The sequence below is a fragment of the Streptomyces sp. NPDC057424 genome (assembly GCF_042803315.1).
Taxonomy (GTDB): Bacteria; Actinomycetota; Actinomycetes; order Streptomycetales; family Streptomycetaceae; genus Streptomyces.
Genome location: NZ_JBHVCP010000002.1, coordinates 209,743 through 228,751, shown reverse-complemented (window position 1 = coordinate 228,751; position 19,009 = coordinate 209,743). Strand labels below are relative to the sequence as shown.

The following is a 19,009-nucleotide window of genomic DNA, read 5'->3' as shown; positions in this document are numbered from 1 at the left end:
ACTCCGGGGCTGTCGGTGCGGGCGCCTATGGTGGACGCAGTGGTCGAGGCGCGACGCACGGGGGACGCAACGATGGGCGCTACGGGCGGGACAGGTGTGATGACGGAACTGGACGCGGTGACCGGGGCCGGGATCGGCGCGGGAGGCGGCCCAGCCGGGCCCCTCGACGCCGACGCGAGCGAGGCGCTGGCCGCGCTGCACCGGGTCTTCGGCTACGACGCCTTCCGCGGCGAGCAGGAAGCCGTCATCGACCATGTGGTGGCGGGCGGCGACGCCGTCGTGCTCATGCCCACCGGTGGCGGCAAGTCGCTGTGCTACCAGGTCCCGTCCCTGGTCAGGCCGGGTACGGGTGTGGTCGTCTCCCCGCTGATCGCCCTGATGCAGGACCAGGTGGACGCGCTGCGGGCGCTGGGCGTGCGGGCCGGGTTCATGAACTCCACGCAGGACTTCGACGAGCGGCGGATGGTGGAGGCCGAGTTCCTCGCCGGCGAGCTGGACCTGCTGTACCTGGCGCCGGAGCGGCTGCGCCTGGAGAGCACGCTCGATCTGCTCTCCCGCGGCAAGATCTCCCTCTTCGCGATCGACGAGGCGCACTGCGTCTCCCAGTGGGGCCACGACTTCCGCCCCGACTACCTGGCGCTGTCCCTGCTCGGCGAGCGCTGGCCGGACGTGCCGCGGATCGCGCTGACGGCGACGGCCACCCGCGCGACGCACCAGGAGATCACCGAGCGGCTGAACATGCCGACGGCACGCCACTTCGTGGCGAGCTTCGACCGGCCCAACATCCAGTACCGGATCGTGCCCAAGGCGGACCCCAAGAAGCAACTGCTGAGCTTCCTGCGCGAGGAGCACGCGGGCGACGCGGGCATCGTCTACTGCCTGTCGCGCAACTCGGTGGACAAGACCGCCGAGTTCCTCAGCCGCAACGGCGTCGAGGCGGTGCCGTACCACGCGGGCCTGGACGCGGGCACGCGCGCCGCCCACCAGTCCCGTTTCCTGCGGGAGGACGGCCTGGTCGTGGTGGCGACCATCGCCTTCGGCATGGGCATCGACAAGCCGGACGTCCGCTTCGTCGCCCACCTCGACCTGCCCAAGTCGGTCGAGGGCTACTACCAGGAGACGGGCCGGGCCGGCCGCGACGGGCTGCCGTCGACGGCCTGGATGGCCTACGGGCTGAACGACGTCATCCAGCAGCGCAAGCTGATCCAGTCCGGCGAGGGTGACGAGGCCTTCCGGCGCCGGGCCCAGGCCCACCTGGACTCGATGCTGGCGCTGTGCGAGACGGCCCGGTGCCGCCGGGGCCAGCTTCTCGCCTACTTCGGCCAGGACCCGGACGCGTCCGGCTGCGGCAACTGCGACACCTGCCTGACCCCGCCGGAGACCTGGGACGGCACCATCGCCGCGCAGAAGGCGCTGTCGACGGTGGTCCGGCTGCAGCGGGAGCGCGGGCAGAAGTTCGGCGCGGTGCAGATCGTCGACATTCTGCTGGGGAAGCGGACCGGCAAGGTCATCCAGTTCGACCATGACCAACTGTCCGTGTTCGGTATCGGCGAGGACCTCACCGAGGGTGAATGGCGGGGTGTCATAAGGCAGTTGCTCGCCCAGGGGCTGCTCGCGGTGGAGGGCGAGTACGGCACGCTGGTGCTGACCGAAGCCAGCGGGGCGGTGCTGCGGCGGGAGCGGGACGTGCCGCTGCGCAAGGAGCCGAAGAAGCCGGTGGCCTCCCGGTCGGGGTCCTCGTCCGCGGGCTCCGGGCGAAGCGAGCGCAAGGGCAAGGCTGTTGCCGCCGAGCTGCCCGGGGAACTGCTGCCGGCCTTCGAGGCGCTGCGCGCCTGGCGCGCCGAGCAGGCCCGTGAGCAGGGCGTCCCGGCGTATGTGATCTTCCATGACGCCACACTGAGGGAGATCGCCATGGTCTGGCCGACGTCGGTAGGGGAGCTCGGCGGGATCAGCGGGGTCGGCGAGAAGAAGCTCGCTACGTACGGGGAGGGTGTGCTGCGGGTCCTCGCGGCCCTGGGCGGGCCTGCTGCGCCGGCCGGCTCTGCCCCGGAGGCCCCGGCTCGCACCCCCGGCCAGGACACTTACGAGCCGGACGACTGGCCGGAGACGGGCGCGGAACCGGAACCCGACGACTGGATATAGGGCCGGGCCCCGGCGGAGTCGCACGGATCCTGAGCCGTTGAGGGGCGCCGGGCGGCCGGTGGTGCCCAGTGCTCTGTAGGCCGCTGCCGCCGGGCCGGTACGCCTACGGCAGCCACGGCCTGCGGGGCCGATACGCTCACGGCAGCAACGGCCCGCGGGGCCGGTGCTCCAACGGCAGTCCGCGTCCGCCCGGCCGGCACGCCTACGACAGCGCCGTCAGGCCCGGGGCGAACGCGATCAGCAGGGGCAGCAGCGGTACGAGCGCGGCCGTCGTGGTGGTCAGAGCCCGGTGCCGGCGGCCCAGCCGGGGCGGCGGTTCCAGGAGCCGGTCGACCCGCTCGCCCAGCAGGCGGTGGCTGGAGGCGCAGGACAGGACACCGCGGTGCTGGTTGAGCTCGATCAGCGCCAGGGCCGTGGTCAGGTGACCGCAGTGGCGGGAGGCCGTGTCGTCGGCGGCCAGTTCGACCAGGCGATGGGTCTGGTCGCAGAAGTGGGCGAACAGCGGGATGCGCGGGAAACCGGTGGCCAGGGCGGTGGACAGGTGCAGCAGCCAGTCGTGGCGGGCCCGGGCGTGGCCCCGCTCGTGGGTGAGGACGGCATCGAGCTGGTGACCGGTGAGGCGGTGCAGGGCACCCGTGGTGACGATCAGCTGGGGCGGGCTGCCGGGCATCCACCAGGCGTCCGGGTACTCGTCCTCCAGGACCAGCAGCGGACCCCGCGCCGCGGGCAGGCCGGCCGGCAGGTCCGGGGCGCGCTCGCGCAGGTGGGCGCGTGCCCGGGCGCGGCGCCGGCGCGCCTCGACGAGCTCCCGGGCGAGCATGGCGGTCGTCCAGGCGGCGCCGCAGGCGAGCAGCAGGGTGAGGGCGGCGGCCCAGGGCGGGGCGGTGGACAGGTCGTACGCCGCGGTCACCGCGGGGGGCGCCGGGGCGAAGAGCTGGGCGCGGACCGTACCGAAGACCGCCGCGGCGCCCAGGGAGAGCGCCGTCACGCAAGCCAGCAGGACGGTGGCCACAAGGCACTGCCAGACCCACAGCGCGACCACCGGTTCCCGCTCGGGCCACGCGGCCCGGGTCAGCGCCCGGGGAACGGGGACGGCGGCCGTCACGGCGACGACGCTCAGCAGGAGCAGGCAGACGGTCATGGCCACGGGCTCCGGTTCCTCGTCGGAAGAGGGGCGGCTACGGGTCGTGCGGAGAAAGGCGGTCACCGTGCGCACGGCAGTCCACGGCGAGCGTGGTGGACGTGCGGGCACACCGCCCCACGCCCAGTATGACGGGCCGGGCGGTGCGCGTCAGGGGCCGAACGGCAACTGAGGGGGCCGGAGGGGGACCACCGGCCGGCCGGTGTCAGCCCCCGACCACCTTCCCGGTCACCTCGCCCAGCCCCACCCGCACGCCGTTCGGCCCCGGGGCCCAGGCAGAGAGGGTCACCTCGTCGCCGTCCTCCAGGAACGTCCGCTTGCCGTCGGGGAGTTCGAGGGGCTCGCGGCCGTTCCAGGTCAGTTCCAGCAGCGAGCCGCGCTCCCCTTCCGCCGGGCCGCTGACCGTGCCGGAGCCGTACAGGTCACCGGTGCGCAGGGAGGCGCCGTTGACGGTCATGTGGGCCAGCTGCTGTGCGGCCGTCCAGTACATGGTGGAGAAGGGCGGCTCGGAGACGACGTGGCCGTTGACGGCGACGCTGATCCGCAGGTCGTAGCCGCCGGGTTCCTCGTCGCTGTCGTCCAGGTAGGGCAGCAACTCGTGCGTCCGGGCCGGTGGCGCCAGGAGCGCCTCCTCCAGGGCGTCCAGCGGGGTGACCCACGCCGAAACCGACGTGGCGAAGGACTTGCCGAGGAACGGGCCGAGGGGCACGTACTCCCACGCCTGGATGTCGCGCGCGGACCAGTCGTTGAGGAGGCACAGCCCGAACACGTGCTCGCGGAAGTCGCCGAGGGCCACCGGCGCGCCCATCCGGGAGGGCACGCCGACGACGAAACCGACCTCGGCCTCGATGTCCAGGCGGACGGAAGGGCCGAAGACGGGAGCGGCGTCCGTGGGGGCCTTGCGCTGGCCGGACGGCCGTGGGACCTCCGTGCCGGAGACGACGACCGTGCCCGAGCGGCCGTGGTAGCCGATCGGCAGGTGCTTCCAGTTGGGGGTGAGGGAGTCCTCGGCGTCGGGGCGGAAGATCTGCCCGACGTTCCGGGCGTGGTTCTCGGAGGCGTAGAAGTCGACGTAGTCCGCGACCTCGAACGGCAGGTGCAGGGTCACCGTCGACAGGGGGTGGAACAGCGGTGCGACGGTCTCGCGGTGGGACGGCACGGTCACCCAGGCGGTCAGCGCCCGGCGCACGTCCGACCAGGCCGTGCGACCGGCGGCCAGCAGTGGGTTGAGGGTCGGCCGCGCGAGCAGGGAGGCGTACGGCGAGCCGAGCGCGTGGGCCGCAGCGCCCGCGTCCAGCACATGGTCGCCGAGCCGGACGCCCACGGTCCGGTGGTTCGAGCCGGGCAGGGAGAACACGCCGTACGGCAGGTTGTGCGGGCCGAAGGGGTCGCCCTCGGGGACATCGAAGGGGGGCATCGGGTGCTGCCTCGCTTTCGGGTGTGCCATGTCGTCGCCACGTGTTCGTGGTCGTGCCACACGTTACGGGTGACGCGCCGGTCCTGGGCAGGGTCCGAGGAGGCGCAGAGGGGCGAACGGGGCAGGTGGGCCCAGGTGGGACCGGACGGGGCGACTCCGGCGCGCCGGACGGGACGCCACATTCGTACGTGCCGGAAGTTATCCACAGGACGCGACGCAATCTTGACGGAGCGGTGCGAACGGGGCGACTCTGGGCGGGTGCCGGAAGGCCTCGGGGAGGGGGCTTTCCCACGGCACATCTGGGGGGCGGATGGCCATAGGGGAGGCCGGTCCGGGTTCGGTGCGGCGTGGTGCACAGCCGAAGTGGCTGGAAGAGACCATGCGCGACCGGCTCGGCCGGGAATGTGTGTACGTACCGTCGTGCCGCTTCGGGCTGTACGTGGCGCTGCGCCACTGGTGCCCGCCCGGCGGACGGGTATTGATGTCGCCGGTCAACGACGACGTGATCTTCTTCGTCGTGCTCGCGGCCGGACTGCGCCCGGTGCAGGCGCCGTTGAACCCGCTCGACGCGTCCATCGACATCGATGCCGTGCCGGACGAGGTGTGGGGCTCGGTGTCGGCCGTGCTCACGACGAACCTGTACGGGAACCCGGACCCGGCACCGCGCCTGAGACGGAAGTGCGACGCACTGGGGATCCCGCTGTTCGAGGACGCGGCGCACGCGATCGGCAGTCGGGCCGGGGGCCGGCCGGTCGGGGCGTGGGGCGAGGCCTCCGTGTTCAGCCTGTCCAAGCACGTCGGGGCCAAGGCCGGAGGCATGCTCTCGCTCGCCGACCCGGGGTTACGGGAGGCGGTGGAGAAGACCTGCGCGGGGCTGCTCGCGCCGCGCCGGGCGAGCGCCGAACTCGCCTACCTGGTGCGGCCGTACGCGGAGGCGGCGGTGCGCGGGCTGCGGCTGCGGCGTGCCGCCTGGGCCGCGATCCGGCTGCTGGGGCTGGCGGACCGCGAGGAGATCAGGATGCCGCTGCGCCCGGACGAACTCGCCCTCGCCGCCCGCGAGACGCCAGGGCTCGACGCCCACCACCCGTGGGTGCGCGTCGACATGCACGACTACCGCCTGGAGCCCGGCCCGCTGCGGCTTCGGCGCATCGGGCACAGACTCGGCGGGCTGGACGACGTGCTGGAGGCCTGCCGGGCCGGCACGGAGCTGCTGCTGTCCTCGCCCTGGGCCAAGCCGCGCGACGGCCACGGGACACAGCCGCTGTTCCGTGTCCCGCTGTTCGTGGCCGACCGGGACGCGGCGATCGCGGCGCTGGCGCGCCAGGGCGTCGTCGTCGGTTACCTCTACGATCCGCCCCTGGACGACTACGCGGGTGCGGAGTTCACCGACCTCTCACCCGCCCCCGAGGCGGCCCGCTGGTTCGCGCGGCACGCGCTGCCCGTGGACCCGCTGCGGGCGCGGACGGTCGTCGAGGTGCTGGAGCGGTCCGGGGCGCGAGCGGTCCGGGCGCCGGGTGAGCTGCCCGGGAGCACGCCGACACCGGGAGGGCTGGGACAGCCCCGTGACTGAGATCCAGGTGCACGAGCCCGCCGCCGCGCGCACCGGCGGCGGCGGACCGGAACCTGCCGGCAGCGGCCACACCCACGACTCGCTGTTCAAGAACGCCTACTTCCTCATGCTCAGCACCGGCGTCTCCGCCGTACTGGGCCTCGGATTCTGGCTGGTGGCCGCCCGCTACTACACCGAGGAGGCCGTCGGCCAGGGCTCGGCCGCGATCGCCGCGATGCGGCTGCTCGCCAGCATCACGGCGACGACGATGATCGGCGCCGTCGTCCGCTTCGTCCCCAGGGCGGGGCGGGAGACCGGGCGCCTGGTGTGGGGCACGTACGTGGCCAGTTCGCTGGTCGTGGCGCTCGCCGCCGCCGTCTTCCTGCTCACGCTCGACGCGTGGGGAGCGTCCTACGCGCCCCTTGGCACGCCCCTGACGGGAGCGGTGTTCGTCGCGGCCTGCGTGGCCTGGGCGCTGCTCACGCTGCAGGACGGGGTGCTCACCGGACTGCGCAAGGCGGAATGGGTCCCCGCCGGGAACGCGGTGTTCTCGGTCGGGAAGCTGGTCCTCCTGGCCGTTTTCGCCGGCACGCTGCCCGTCCTCGGCATCTTCGTCTCCTGGGCGGTGGCGATCGCCTTCTCCACCCTGCCGCTGGGCTGGCTGATCTTCCGCCGGCTCATCCCGCGCCAGGCGGAGGCCGACCGCGACAAAGACACCCCGAGAATCAAGGACATGGGCCGCTTCCTGGCCGGGGACTCGCTGGGGGCCCTGTTCAGCCTGGCGATGATCAACCTGCTGCCGGTGATGGTCGCGGTCCGCTTCAGCGCCGCCGAGAACGGCTACTTCTACGTGGCCTACACCGTCGGCGGCACGATGGAGTTCATGGCCATCAACATGGCCTCGTCCCTCACCGCGCACGCCTCGCACGACCCCCGCCAGCTCGCCGACGGCGTCCGGGGCGCCCTGCGGCGCATGACGCTGCTGCTGGTCCCGGTCGTGCTGGTCCTGGTCCTCTTCGCCCCCTACATCCTCACGCCCTTCAGCCCGGACTACGCCGAGCACGGCTCGACCGTGCTGCGGCTGCTCGCCCTCGGTGCCCTGCCGCGGGTGGTGGTGGAGCTCTACATCGGCGTGCTGCGCGTGCAGGGGCGCACCGGTGTGCTGGCAGCGCTCCAAGGGACCATGTGCGTCCTGGTGCTGGGCAGCGCGGCCGTGCTGTTCACCCCGTCCGGGATCGCGGGCGCCGGCTGGGCGGTGCTGCTGAGCATGACGCTGATCGCCGTCGTCTCCGTGGCCGGGCTGCGCGCGGCCCTGCGCCACGACGACAGCGCGCCCGCCGTCCGTGCGCCCGCCGACCCCTCCTACGGCACTCGCTGGGCGAAACTCAACGCCACCGCCGGGTACGGCACGACCTGGGCCCGCCGGGCCGCCTACCAGCCCAAGGACGGCGACCAGGACACGGTCACGCTGTTCATAGGGCGCCCCGGATACGAGCGCGAGGCGCTGCAGGCGGACACGCTGGCGCTGATCGTGCGGCAGGAGGGGCCGACCGGAGAACCACTTCCCCACAGCCCGGGGGAACCGGACCGGGAACCGCAGGAGCGGCGGCTGAGAGGCGCCCTGTGGAGCCTGCTCGCGGTGGCCACGGTGTTCTTCTTCGCTCCGCTGCGGGACCTGCCGTGGCTCGACGGCGCCTCCCGAGCTGCTCTGACCGGACGCCGGCTGCTGGAGGGCCTGCCCCTGCCGTCGCTCACGGCGGGCGGCCTGCTGCTCGTGGTGTTCGTCGCCGCCGTCACGCTGAGCACCCGGCGCGACCCGTGGCTGCCCGGCACGGCGCTGGGCGCCGCCCTGCTCACCCTGTACGCCGCACCGGTCGCCCTCGGGCGGGAACCGCAGCCGGTGGACGGGGCGTTGTACGAGAGGACGGCCGGCTTCCTGGCGGACGTGGTGGGGCTCGACGGGCCCGAGCCGCTGCTGCGCTGGGCGCCGCCGGTCTGTCAGCTGCTGTGTCTCGTACCGCTGGGCCTGCTGCTCGCGAGCGCGGGCGGCCGGCTGTCGTGGCCGGGGCGCTGGGGGGTTCTGTATCTCGTCGCGGTCGGCGGCTGGGTGTGGCGCGATGCGCTCGCGCCGGTCGCGCCGCCCCTGCTCGTCGCCCTCACGCTGTTCCTGGTGCTCCACCGCGCCGCGTCGGCGTGGGCGCGCTCGCGCACCACCGCCCCGACAGGTCCCATAGCCAACCGAACGGCCGGTGAAGCACCGGGCGTCCGGCCCCGCGACTGATCACACCCGAAGCCGAGATGGATCCGGACTCCGGGCCGAACAGAGCCGAACAGAGCCGCAGAGAGCAACCGCCAGGGGGGAACCACCGTGCGTCCGCCAGTCACACCGAGGGAGAGATCCACGCCGGAACCCACACCCGCACGGGACGGCGCGAGCACCCCCGGCAACGGCCCCGAGACGGCCGGCCAGTCCTCCAGCCCCTCCTCGGAATCGTCGAGCCCCGCCCATGAGCCCGTGACGGATCTGTCCGACCTGCCCCCCGCCCGGTCCGGGCGCCGCGCGCTCGCCTGGTCCGGCGCCGCGCTGCTGGTCGCGCTCGCGCTCTGGGCGTACGCCATGCGGCACACCGACGTCTCGCGGCTCGACGACTACGGTCTGGTCACCGCGCTGCACCCGGCCTTCTGGGCCGGGCTCGCGGTGCTCACCACCGGCTTCTGCTTCACGGTCCGCGACGCGCGCCGGCCGGGAGCCTGGCCGGCGTCCTACGTGCTCGGCCTGCTGGTGATGGAGCGGGCCACGCAGGCCGTGCTCTACCCGACGCCGCTGTACGCCTGGGGGTGGAAGCACGAGGCGGTCATCGACCATCTGCTGACGGCCGGCGGTCTGCAGACGGCCGACCAGGTCGGCGACATGGCGGTGTACGACCAGTGGCCGGGCTTCTTCGCCGCCCAGGCCGCCCTGCAGCGGCTGCTGGGCGTGGACTCGGCGGCGATGTTCATGGCCTGGTGGCCCCTGGCCTCCAGCCTGATGCTGCTGCTCCCACTGCTGCTGATCTACCGCACCTTCACCGAGGACCGACGGCTGATCTGGACCGCGGTCTGGCTCTTCTACGTCGCCAACTGGGTCGGGCAGGACTACTTCTCACCCCAGTCCGTGGCGTACGCGCTGCACGTCGGTGTCCTCGCCGTCGTTCTGCGCCGCTTCGGCCGGTCCGCCGAGCGGCGCGGGCAGCCACGGCAGGCCGTGTGGACGGTGGTGATCACCGCCATGATCGTGGCGATCGTCATCTCCCACCAGCTCACCCCGGGCATGCTGGCCGTCTGCCTGCTCGCCTTGTGTCTGAGCCGCCGTTACCGCGACTGGGTCCCGGTGGTCACGACCGTCGTGATCTTCCTCGCCTGGTGCCTCACGGCCGCGCTGCCCTTCCTGTCCGCGGCGATGCCCGAGATGATCCGCTCCATCGGCGACGTCGGCGCCAACGTCGAGACGGGCTACGGCGCCACACCGACAGGCGCCGGGGCGATCGCGACCTCCTGGGCGGCCCGGCTGCTGTCCGGCTCCGTCCTGCTGCTCGCGGCCGTCGGGGTGCTGCGCCAGCGGGTGCTGCGCCACCGCGCCTGGCCTCTGCTGCTGGTCGGGGCGGCCCCGCTGCCGATGTTCGCGGCGAGCAGTTACGGCAGCGAGATGATCTTCCGGGTGCTGCTGTTCATGCTGCCCGGCGCCGCGTTCTTCGCCGCGGCGGCGCTGCTGCCCAAGGTCCGCACCCCGGCCGCCGGCGCCGCCGCGCAGGAGGCCGGCAACCGGCAGGCCACCGGCCCCGCCAGGGCCCGCCGGTGGGGCACCGGCACCTGGGTGCCGCTGGCCGCGCTGCTCGGCGGAACCCTGGCGTTCGTCCCCGCCTACTCGGGCAAGGACCGGATCAACTACTTCCCGCCGCAGGAAGTGGCCCTCGTACGGCAGCTCTTCGACCAGGCGCCCGAAGGCTCGCTGGTCGTGGCCGCCAACCGCAACTACCCGGACGCGTACGCCTCCTACTGGAGCGTCGACCACTACTGGTTCCTCGACGACGCCCGCAGCCACGTCGACCGGATCGTCCGGAACCCGGCCGCCACCCTCGCCGACGACATGGCCGGGGTGGAGCGGCCGGCCCGGGCCTACTTCCTGCTCACCCAGGGGCAGCTGGCCAACTCCGAGATGAACGGACAGCTCGACAAGGCGCAGCTGGACCGCGTCCGGAAGTCCGTCGCGGCCTCGCCACGGTTCCGGCTGGTGGCGGAGAACAGCGCCGGATGGCTCTACGTACTGAGGCAGTCAGGGGGAGCGGAGCGATGACACCGCAGGAACTCGTGGTCCGGATGCTGCCCCCGTTCGGCGGCTGGCTGGCGCTGGCCGCGCTCGCCCTGCCCGGCGGGTCGCCGCTGCGGGGCGCCGCGGTCGTGCTCTTCCTGGCGGCGGGCCCGGGCGCGGCCGTGGTCAGAGTCTGCGCCCCCGCCCTGGGGGCGCGCCCCGCCGAAGGGCCCGTGGAGTGCCGGGACCCGGACTTCGCCCGCCACTCCGACCTGCTGGAGCGGCTGATGCTGACGCTGTTCCTGAGCATCGGTGCCGTGATGCTCGTCGCGACCGTGCTGATCGCCACGCACGCCTTCAGCGCGCAGCGGATGCTGCTGACTCTGACGCTGCTGACCACACTCACCGCGTTCTGTCCGCCGCTGCGCGCCTCCCCGCCGCCCAGGACGACGCCGAGGACACCGAAGGGTTCCGCTCCGTGAGGTTCAACCGTCCCCACCGTCCCTTTCGCCGCACGCCGGACACGACCGGAGGCCAGCACCGCAGGAAACCGCACGCGGCCGACCCGCACGAGGCCGACCCGCAGGAGCAGCAGGCCGCCGGCCCGCTGGCATCGAGCCGGCGCCGTCTGCTGATCACGTCCGCCACGGTCGTCAGCGCGGTCCTGGTCGCCGTACTCGCCCTGCGGGAGGCCTCCGGACCGCAGGAGCAGGGAGCAGCGGGCTCCAGGGAGGACTGCCGTCCCACGGCCCTCCTGGAACCGCCCTGCGGCGCATGGTTCGGGGCGTTCGTGCCGCACGAGCGCGACGACCTGCCGGAGAAGGTGCGCGCCTACGAGAAGCGCGTGGGCCGCAAGCTCGACATCGTGTACACGTACCACGACATGTCCCTGGCCTCGGGCACCCGGCGCGAGGGCCGGCTGCTCACCCCGGAGGAGCAGCGCGTGGGCGAGGATCACCTGCTGCTGCTCTCCTGGGAGAGCAAGTGGTGGGGCGGCACGAAGCAGCAGCAGCCGACCTGGAAGCAGATCGCGGCGGGCGAGCTGGACGACAAGGTCATCGACGTCCAGGCCCGGCGCATCAAGGACTACGGCAAGAAGGTGTTCCTCTCCTTCGACCTGGAGATGGACACCCGCACCCCGGACAACGGCACCCCGGCCGACTACGTGAAGGCATACCGGCACATCCACGACCGGTTCCGCGACCTGGGCGTCGACAACGTGGTGTGGACGTGGATCACCACCGGGTACCTCGACCACGCCGAGGAGATCAAGAAGATGTACCCGGGCGACGACTACGTCGACTGGGTCGGCTACAACCAGTACAACTACTACCGCTGCCACGACGCGGACTGGCTGACCTTCGCGCAGACCCAGCACGCCACGCACGACTGGATCCGCGCGAACATCTCCGACGACAAGCCGCTGATGCTCTCCGAGTTCGGCACCGCCGCGGACTCGGCCCGCCCGCAGCGGCAGGCCGAGTGGTACGCGCAGGTGCCCGGGGTGCTGAAGGGCCTGGAGGGCGTCAAGGCAGCCCTCCAGTGGAACTACCGCGACCCCGGACCGCACTGCAACCTGGCGCTGGCCAACGACGCGGCCTGGGACAGCCTGCGCAAGGCGGTCGCCGACCCGTACCTCAACCAGCCGTTGAAGTAGCCCCCGCCGGGATCAGCCCGCGAACTCGGGCCCGTGCACCACCGCACGGGCCCGCCGGTACCACCGCCACGCGATCGTCTTCGGCCCGTCGCGGTACGGCGCGACCCGTGCGCCCGTCCCCGCCAGCCACCTCTCGACATCGGCGACGGTGTGGGTGCGCCGGACGATGAGCCGGGCGATGCGGTACCGCTCGTCGCGGTCGGAGCTGAGCGCGTGCCGCACGGCGGTCGCCGTCTCGTACCCGGCCCGGGCCGACATGGCCCGTACCCGGGGGCTGTTGTAGCCGTGCGGGTAGGCGAGGTGCCGGATCTCGTGCCCGAGGGTGTCCTCCAGCACGGCCTTGGAGGTGCGTAGTTCGTAGGCCAGGGCCTTGGCGGACAGGGTGTCGAGCTGGGCGTGCGTGACGGTGTGGCTGCCGATCTCCATGCCGGAACGTTCCAGCCCCGCCGCCCGGGCCAGGGGCATCATCGGGGCGGGCGGCAGCAGACTGCGGCCGCCCGGGGCGAGGGCGCCGGTGGTGAGGTAGGCGGTGGCGGGCAGCGCGCGTTCGGCCAGGGCCTCGGCGGTGGGGCCGGGCAGATCGGCGAACCCGTCGTCGAAGGTGAGCAGTACGGGCCGGGGCGGCAGCGGCGCCCGCCCGGCCAGATGATCGGCGATCGCGCTGATCGTGACGGGCGTACGCCCGCTGCGGACCACGGCATCGAGATGCGCGGCGAACTGCTTCGGCGTCACCGTGAACTCGGCGATCCAGTCCGGAGGATCGTCCATCACGGAGTGGTACAGGAAGACCGGGATCGCGGGGGAGCCGACAGCACCCGCAGGGGATATCGGCCCTTCACCGTCCTGTGCACCGCGTTCCGCGCCGCCTCTGCCGTCCGTCTTCATCCCGCCCCCCGAGCAGTCGCGCGCCGCGCCCGCCGCGCCTTCACATAGCCGACCGGCCCGTACAGCATCCCCCTGCGCTGCAACCGGGACAGTCGCCGCGGCCAGGGATGCGTCCGCACGTCGTGATCCCCCGGCGTCCCCCCGCTCTCCGTCTCGCGAACGGCGGTCAGCGTGCGGGCGTGGGCCAAACCCCGCGGCAGCCGGGCGAGGAACGCCGGCAGCAGCGCGGGCCGGTTCACGAGCACCGCGGTGAGATAGGCGGTGAGCCCGGCGCCGTAGCCGTACGCCTGGGTCTCCAGGTCCCGCCAGGTCTCCCGGTGGTGGTGCCACACCAGGGCGTACGGCGTGTAGCGCAGCCGGTGGCCCTGGGCCAGGACGCGCACGAAGCCGTAGAGGTCGTCACCACCCCGGGCGGCCGTACCGGCGCCGGTGGCCGGGTCGAAACCGCCGACGGAACGCAGCACCGCCGTCCGGAACGCCATGTTCGCGCCGGAGCCGAACCGCCCGGCCGTGAACGGGAACAGCGGCTCGTCGCCCGGCGGACGCGCAGGGTCGTACGTCCTTGGAGTGAAGCCCTTCGCGAAGCCGCCGTGGCTCTCCAGCAGCACCTGGGCCGGGGTGGTCAGCCGCGCCGGCAGGATCAGCCCGGTGCTGCACCCGAGCCCGGAGTCGGCGGCGAAGGGCGCGGTCAGCTCGGTCAGCCAGCGCGGATCGGCGACCACGTCGTCGTCGGTGAAGGCGACCACCTCGCCGCGCACGGCGTCCAGACCGGCGTTGTGCGCGGCTGCGAGCCCCGGAACAGGCTCACAGACGTACCGCACGCGCTCGGCGTACTTCCGTTCGATCAGCTCCCGCGTCTCGTCCGTGACGGGCGCGTTGTCGACGACGACGATCTCGAACCGCGGATGGTCCTGCGCCAGCAGCGAGTCCAGTGCCCGGGCCAGCTGCCCGGCCCGCTCCCGGGTCGCGACGACGACACTCGCGTACGGCGGCGTCCCGGGTTCGCCGAAGACCGCCGGCCCGCACTCCGCCCGGGCACGCTCCGCCAGCACGGCCCTGGGATCCGCACCCTCCGGCACCCGACCGAGCAGCGTGCCCACGGGCCGACCGCCGCTCCTGACCAGTACGAACACCTCTCCGTGCGTCACGGGCGGACTCCCCGGGCCGGGTCTGAGCACCGCCTCGTCACCGTCGAGGTCCAGCTCGGCGACCTGCACCGCCCCGATGTCCAGGAACCGCCGTATCTCCTCCCGCGCACGCGCCGAACGGGCCATGCGCCCACCCCCCTTGTGTGTCAGGCACGGCGCAGCCGCGCCGCGCTCTTCAGCGTCCGCGCGGCCAGCGACGCGAGCCGCGGCCTGCTGCGGACGAAACTGTGCGCGCGGCGGGCCGGTTCGCGGCTCAGCCAGTGCAGTGCCGCGCCCGCCCCCGGCCGGGTCACCGCACCCTCGTACACGGGCAGTTCGCCCGTCTTCAGCGCGTCCTTGTACTCGGCCGCGCCGCGCCCCAGGTCGAGCATGCCGATGCCGTCGGCGGCCGCCGCCTCGGCCATGCGCAGGTGCAGCACCAGACCCGGTGAGAACTTCGCGAACTCCGGGTCGTAGGCCGGGAACCAGCAGGCCAGCACCGAGGCAGAACGCAACCCGAAGTGCGCGGCGACGGGCCGCTCACCGGCGTACAGCACGGACAGCGTGCCGCTGCACTCCGACGCCCGGGTCCGGGCCAGCTGCCCGACGAGCCGCGTGATCCACTCCTGTGCGAACCGGTCCCGGCGGCCGGTCCTGCGGTACTGCGCGGACTTCCACTCCATGAGCGTGCGCAGCGCGCCCGGGTCGCGTTCGTCGAACACGAACCGCAGTTCCCCGGCCTGCCGGCCCAGCCTGCGCTCCTTGGCCAGGGTGGTCCTCAGGAACTTCGGTGACTGCGCACGCAGCACCGACTCGTACGTCTCGTAGCCCTTCTCCACGTCGATGACGTAGGTGGCGTGCTCCTCGGCCGCGTACCGGACGAACAGCCGCTGCCCGGCCTCCAGGTTGTCGAAGACGAAGCTCGACACCGAGCAGGCCTTGAGCAGTTCGCCCGTCCGAAGGTCCAGGCCCGGCCGCAGGATCGCGCCCTGTGCGTCCGAGACGCCGAGCCCGATCGCCCGGCCCTGCCCCAACCGGCCCCGCTCATAGGGCAGGAAGCCGGCCGGCTCCGGCCCCTCGTACACCACCGCGACCCGGGCTCCCGGCCTGACCCGGCCGACGGCTTCGGTGAACTCCGGCTCCATGAAGGGGTTGCGCGGTGTCGCGGAGGCCGCGCGCAGGGCACGCCAGCGCTCCCTCTCCCCTTCGCCGAGCTCCCCGGGCCCCGCCACGCGAATGCGCCCACTGCTCAACCTGACCCCCCGATCAAGTCCCCCCTGGACACTTGGAAGGTACCGCTCGATGCGGCCTCACGGGTAGGTAGCGGAGCATGTTGTTGCCAACTGGTGCAGAGGCCTTCAACCGGGCAATCGGTGTCCGTCGTGCGATGAAACGAAGGGCCGCGCTGTCCGTATTCTCTGATCATGGCCGCACCCATCGCATATTCACTCATCGCCACCGATCTGGACGGGACGCTGCTGCGCGGCGACGACACCCTGTCCGACCGGTCTCTCGCCGTGCTCGCGCGGGTGGCGGACGCCGGCGCCCAGCATCTCGTGGTGACGGGCCGGCCGGCGCCGAGAGTGCGGCCGCTCCTGGACGACCTCGGCGCCACGGGGCTCGCGGTGTGCGGGCAGGGCGCGCAGGTGTACGACGCCGGCGCGGACCGGTTGCTGTGGTCCATCACGCTGGACCGGGAACTGGCCGAGACCGCGCTCGGCAAGATCGAGGCCGAGGTGGGGCAGGTGTACGCGGCGGTCGACCAGGACGGGGTCGACGGGCTCACGCTGATCGAGCCGGGCTATCTGATGCCGCACCCGACCCTGCCCGCCGTACGGGTCGACCGGCGTGACGAGCTGTGGGGCGAACCCATCAGCAAGGTGCTGCTGCGCCATCCTCACCTGTCGGACGACGAGTTGGCGGCGACGGCGCGCTCGGTGGTCGGCTCGCTGGCGACGGTGACGATGTCGGGGCCCGGCACGGTCGAGCTCCAGCCGTGCGGGATCACCAAGGCGACGGGCCTGGCGCTGGCCGCCGAGCATCTGGGTTTGTGGCCGGCGGACACCATCGCCTTCGGCGACATGCCCAACGACATCCCGATGTTCGACTGGGCCGGCCACGGCGTCGCGATGGCCAACGCCCATCCCGAACTCAAGGCCGTGGCCGACGAGGTCACCCTGTCGAACGAGGACGACGGCATCGCCGTCGTCCTCGAGCGACTGCTGGGCGGGAGGGCTCAGTACGGGCCGTTGACGTTGTCGATCGAGCCGTAGCGGTCGGCCGCGTAGTTGCAGGCCGCGGTGATGTTGGCGACCGGGTCGTACGGGTCCCACGACGTGCCGTCCACGTGGTAGGCCTGGAAGGTCGGGTCGATGGTCTGGAGCAGGCCCTTCGACGGGGTGCCCTTGGCGGCGTTGGAGTCCCAGTTGTTGATCGCCTGGGGGTTGCCGGACGACTCGCGCATGATGTTGCGGTGGATGCCGTCGTAGGAGCCCGGGATCCCCTTCTGCGCCATGATGTCCAGCGCCTCGCGGATCCAGCCGTCCAGGTTGTTCGTGTAGGTCTTCGCGGAGGCCTGGGTGGCCTTGGCGACGCCGCCGGCGGGCTTCGCGGCCGGCTTGGCGGGGGCGGACGACTTGGTCGCCGTCTTCTTCGCGGCGTCCGTCTTGGTGGTCTTCACGGTCAGCTTCAGACCCGGGTGGATCAGCTTCGGGTCGTCGCCGACGGCGGCGCGGTTGTCCTTGTAGAGCTGCTTCCAGCCGCCCTGGACGTCGTACTTGTCCGCGATGCGGTAGAGCGAGTCGCCCTTGGCCACGGTGTGCGTACGGGACGTGGCGGGCTGGGCCGCCTGCGGCACGGACTGTGCGGCGGCGGGTGCGCTCTGGGGCTCGGCGGCGCTCGCGTGGGTGGCGCCGAGGAGCGGAAGGGTGAGTGCGGCTCCGCCGGTGCCGGCGGCGATGAAGCCTCGGGTCAGCGGGTTGGTCCGGGGGCGGCGGTGCTTGCCTCGTGCGGCCATGGCGATGTTCCTCTCCGGCGCCTGCGAGGTGAGCTGTCGGGTTCGGGCCGGGAGGTGCCCGGCCGCGTACGGCGCTGTGCCGTGCGCGGCTTCACCCCGAGCCGTGCCGCTGTGCGGACCGGCGACTTACCTGGGTCCCCCGCTCCTGCCCTGCGTGAGTGAGTCGGTTCCTGTGGGGAGTCCGGGCGGCGGCAGGATTAGGCGTCCGCCGGACAGGCCGGGAACGTATGCGAGAGCACATGTCGGGAACAAGCACCTCAGTCACATATCGCGCGGTTGACCTTGGTCGGGAGTGTTTGAACCGCTTGATCCTTTGCCGGAGCCAAGGCTCAACTGGCGTTCGGGGGAAGGCGGTACGGGCCGGGGCCGAGGTGCGGCGGAAAAGGGGAGCAAGTGATTCAACTCACTGATCACGAGCCCGTGGGGCAATTTCGGCCAAATGGAATTGACTTACCCATCACGGCAAATCGTGCATAGTTCGCCACCTATGGGTAAGTCGATAAATATCTGTTCTTATAGGTTGATCGAAAACATAACGGTCGTGATCGGATACCACCCGGCCTGTAACCACGGGTGCTGGCGGTGATCGAAACGTGACCGGATACGCTGACTCGAGTGAGGGCAGCGACCTATCGACAATCCGCGTAATCACCGGCAGACACAGCAGACAGGAGACCCCTCGTGACCGACGTCGGGCCGTTCGGGCTGAGCGTGCGGGACCAGGCTCTGGAAGCCGATGTCCAGGCCGGACTGGCGGCTGTCGAAGAAGGCTTGCTCGAGGCCACCAAGAGCGAGGTGCCCTTCATCACGGAGGCCGCCCAGCACCTGGTGCGGGCCGGCGGCAAGCGGTTCCGCCCGCTGCTCGTGATGCTCTCCGCCCAGTTCGGTGACCGGTACGCGCCCGGGATCGTCCCGTCGGCCGTCGTCGTGGAGCTGACGCACCTCGCCACGCTGTACCACGACGACGTCATGGACGAGGCCGCCGTGCGCCGCGGCGTCGCGAGCGCGAACACCCGCTGGGGCAACTCCGTCGCGGTCCTCACCGGAGACTTCCTCTTCGCCCGCGCCTCGCACATCCTGGCCGACCTCGGCCCGGAGGCCGTGCGGGTGCAGGCCGAGGCGTTCGAACGCCTGGTGACCGGCCAGATCCTGGAGACGGCCGGACCACAGGACGGCCGGGACCCCGTCGAGCACTACCTGGACGTGCTGGGCGGCAAGACCGGCTCGCTGGTCGCCGTGTCGTGCCGGTTCGGCGCGATGATGTCCGGCGCCGACGAGACGACCGTGGACGTCCTGACCCAGTACGGCGAGCGGCTCGGCGTCGCCTTCCAGCTCGCGGACGACGTCCTGGACATCGCCTCCGACTCCCACGAGTCCGGCAAGACGCCCGGCACCGACCTGCGCGAGGGCATCCCCACCCTGCCCGTGCTGCGGCTGCGCGAGCGGGCGGCCCGGCTCGGGCTCGCCGAGGACGTCGCGCTGTGCGCGCTGCTCGACTCCGACCTCACCGACGACGCCCGGCACGCCGAGGCCCTCCGTCTGCTGAGGGCCCACCCGGCCCTGGAACAGGCCCGGCGGGACACCGTCCGCTACGCCCAGGACGCCCGCTCGGCGCTGGCACCCCTGCCGGAGTGCACCGCGAAGACGGCTCTCCTGGAGCTGTGCGACGCGGTGGTGCACCGGGCCGGCTAGCACGCTCTTCCCGTACGACCCCTACGGGTCGGGGGAGAAGCCGACCTCCCGTGTCATACCCCAGCAGTACACGGAGTTGAGTCCGGGGTCTGACG

The 19,009-nt window shown here is 72.4% G+C and carries 14 protein-coding genes and 1 riboswitch; of the genes, 8 read left to right on the top strand and 6 right to left on the bottom strand.

The features are described from left to right. Positions 1-72: 72 nt before the first annotated feature. Positions 73-2,142: a DNA helicase RecQ gene (gene recQ, locus ACFU3E_RS03215; protein WP_384151147.1), complete on the top strand. Its 2,070-nt coding sequence runs from the start codon at positions 73-75 to the stop codon at positions 2,140-2,142. Between the two features lie 202 nt (positions 2,143-2,344). Here the strand turns inward: recQ and ACFU3E_RS03210 are convergent, their stop codons facing one another. After that, positions 2,345-3,283, bottom strand: coding sequence for a M56 family metallopeptidase (locus ACFU3E_RS03210; RefSeq protein WP_384151597.1), 939 nt, complete (start codon positions 3,281-3,283; stop codon positions 2,345-2,347). Between the two features lie 205 nt (positions 3,284-3,488). Beyond that, positions 3,489-4,700, bottom strand: a complete 1,212-nt coding sequence (gene fahA, locus ACFU3E_RS03205) for a fumarylacetoacetase (protein WP_384151144.1) — start codon at positions 4,698-4,700, stop codon at positions 3,489-3,491. Between the two features lie 310 nt (positions 4,701-5,010). Here fahA and ACFU3E_RS03200 point away from each other — a divergent pair, with 310 nt between their 5' ends. The 5 genes from ACFU3E_RS03200 to ACFU3E_RS03180 all read left to right on the top strand — a co-directional run bounded on the left by ACFU3E_RS03200 (position 5,011) and on the right by ACFU3E_RS03180 (position 12,194). After that, a complete protein-coding gene (locus ACFU3E_RS03200; RefSeq protein ID WP_384151141.1) occupies positions 5,011-6,270 on the top strand; it encodes a DegT/DnrJ/EryC1/StrS family aminotransferase in 1,260 nt (419 codons plus the stop codon). Next, positions 6,263-8,530 (top strand): lipopolysaccharide biosynthesis protein, encoded by a 2,268-nt coding sequence (locus tag ACFU3E_RS03195; protein WP_384151138.1) that lies wholly within the window; start codon positions 6,263-6,265, stop codon positions 8,528-8,530. The genes ACFU3E_RS03200 and ACFU3E_RS03195 overlap by 8 nt, the downstream gene beginning before the upstream one ends. A 234-nt stretch (positions 8,531-8,764) precedes the next feature. Further along, positions 8,765-10,582 carry a glycosyltransferase gene (locus ACFU3E_RS03190; protein WP_384151135.1) on the top strand — a complete coding sequence of 606 codons (1,818 nt, stop codon included), beginning with the start codon at positions 8,765-8,767 and terminating at the stop codon, positions 10,580-10,582. Then, on the top strand, positions 10,579-11,019 hold the full coding sequence (locus tag ACFU3E_RS03185) for a hypothetical protein (RefSeq protein ID WP_384151133.1): 441 nt from the start codon (positions 10,579-10,581) through the stop codon (positions 11,017-11,019). Before ACFU3E_RS03190 ends, ACFU3E_RS03185 begins: the two co-directional genes overlap by 4 nt. Continuing rightward, complete coding sequence (locus ACFU3E_RS03180; protein WP_384151130.1) at positions 11,016-12,194, top strand: glycosyl hydrolase; 1,179 nt, start codon at positions 11,016-11,018, stop codon at positions 12,192-12,194. Before ACFU3E_RS03185 ends, ACFU3E_RS03180 begins: the two co-directional genes overlap by 4 nt. A 12-nt stretch (positions 12,195-12,206) precedes the next feature. Here the strand turns inward: ACFU3E_RS03180 and ACFU3E_RS03175 are convergent, their stop codons facing one another. From ACFU3E_RS03175 to ACFU3E_RS03165, 3 genes are all read right to left on the bottom strand, one after another. After that, positions 12,207-12,962: a polysaccharide deacetylase family protein gene (locus ACFU3E_RS03175; RefSeq protein ID WP_384151127.1), complete on the bottom strand. Its 756-nt coding sequence runs from the start codon at positions 12,960-12,962 to the stop codon at positions 12,207-12,209. 113 nt (positions 12,963-13,075) lie between these two features. Beyond that, positions 13,076-14,353: a glycosyltransferase gene (locus ACFU3E_RS03170; protein ID WP_384151124.1), complete on the bottom strand. Its 1,278-nt coding sequence runs from the start codon at positions 14,351-14,353 to the stop codon at positions 13,076-13,078. Positions 14,354-14,373: 20 nt separating this feature from the next. Continuing rightward, a complete protein-coding gene (locus tag ACFU3E_RS03165; RefSeq protein WP_384151594.1) occupies positions 14,374-15,444 on the bottom strand; it encodes a GNAT family N-acetyltransferase in 1,071 nt (356 codons plus the stop codon). Between the two features lie 186 nt (positions 15,445-15,630). Here ACFU3E_RS03165 and ACFU3E_RS03160 point away from each other — a divergent pair, with 186 nt between their 5' ends. Further along, positions 15,631-16,479 (top strand): HAD family hydrolase, encoded by an 849-nt coding sequence (locus tag ACFU3E_RS03160; RefSeq protein WP_384151121.1) that lies wholly within the window; start codon positions 15,631-15,633, stop codon positions 16,477-16,479. On the opposite strand, the gene ACFU3E_RS03155 is transcribed toward ACFU3E_RS03160, so the two are convergent. Next, the gene (locus ACFU3E_RS03155; protein ID WP_384151118.1) at positions 16,443-17,222 is read right to left on the bottom strand and encodes a transglycosylase SLT domain-containing protein; all 780 of its coding nucleotides are present in this window, start codon (positions 17,220-17,222) and stop codon (positions 16,443-16,445) included. The genes ACFU3E_RS03160 and ACFU3E_RS03155 overlap by 37 nt on opposite strands. A gap of 5 nt (positions 17,223-17,227) precedes the next feature. After that, positions 17,228-17,401, bottom strand: a riboswitch (cyclic di-AMP (ydaO/yuaA leader). Positions 17,402-17,903: 502 nt separating this feature from the next. Here ACFU3E_RS03155 and ACFU3E_RS03150 point away from each other — a divergent pair. Continuing rightward, positions 17,904-18,914, top strand: a complete 1,011-nt coding sequence (locus ACFU3E_RS03150; protein WP_384151115.1) for a polyprenyl synthetase family protein — start codon at positions 17,904-17,906, stop codon at positions 18,912-18,914. The last annotated feature ends 95 nt before the right edge of the window (positions 18,915-19,009 follow it).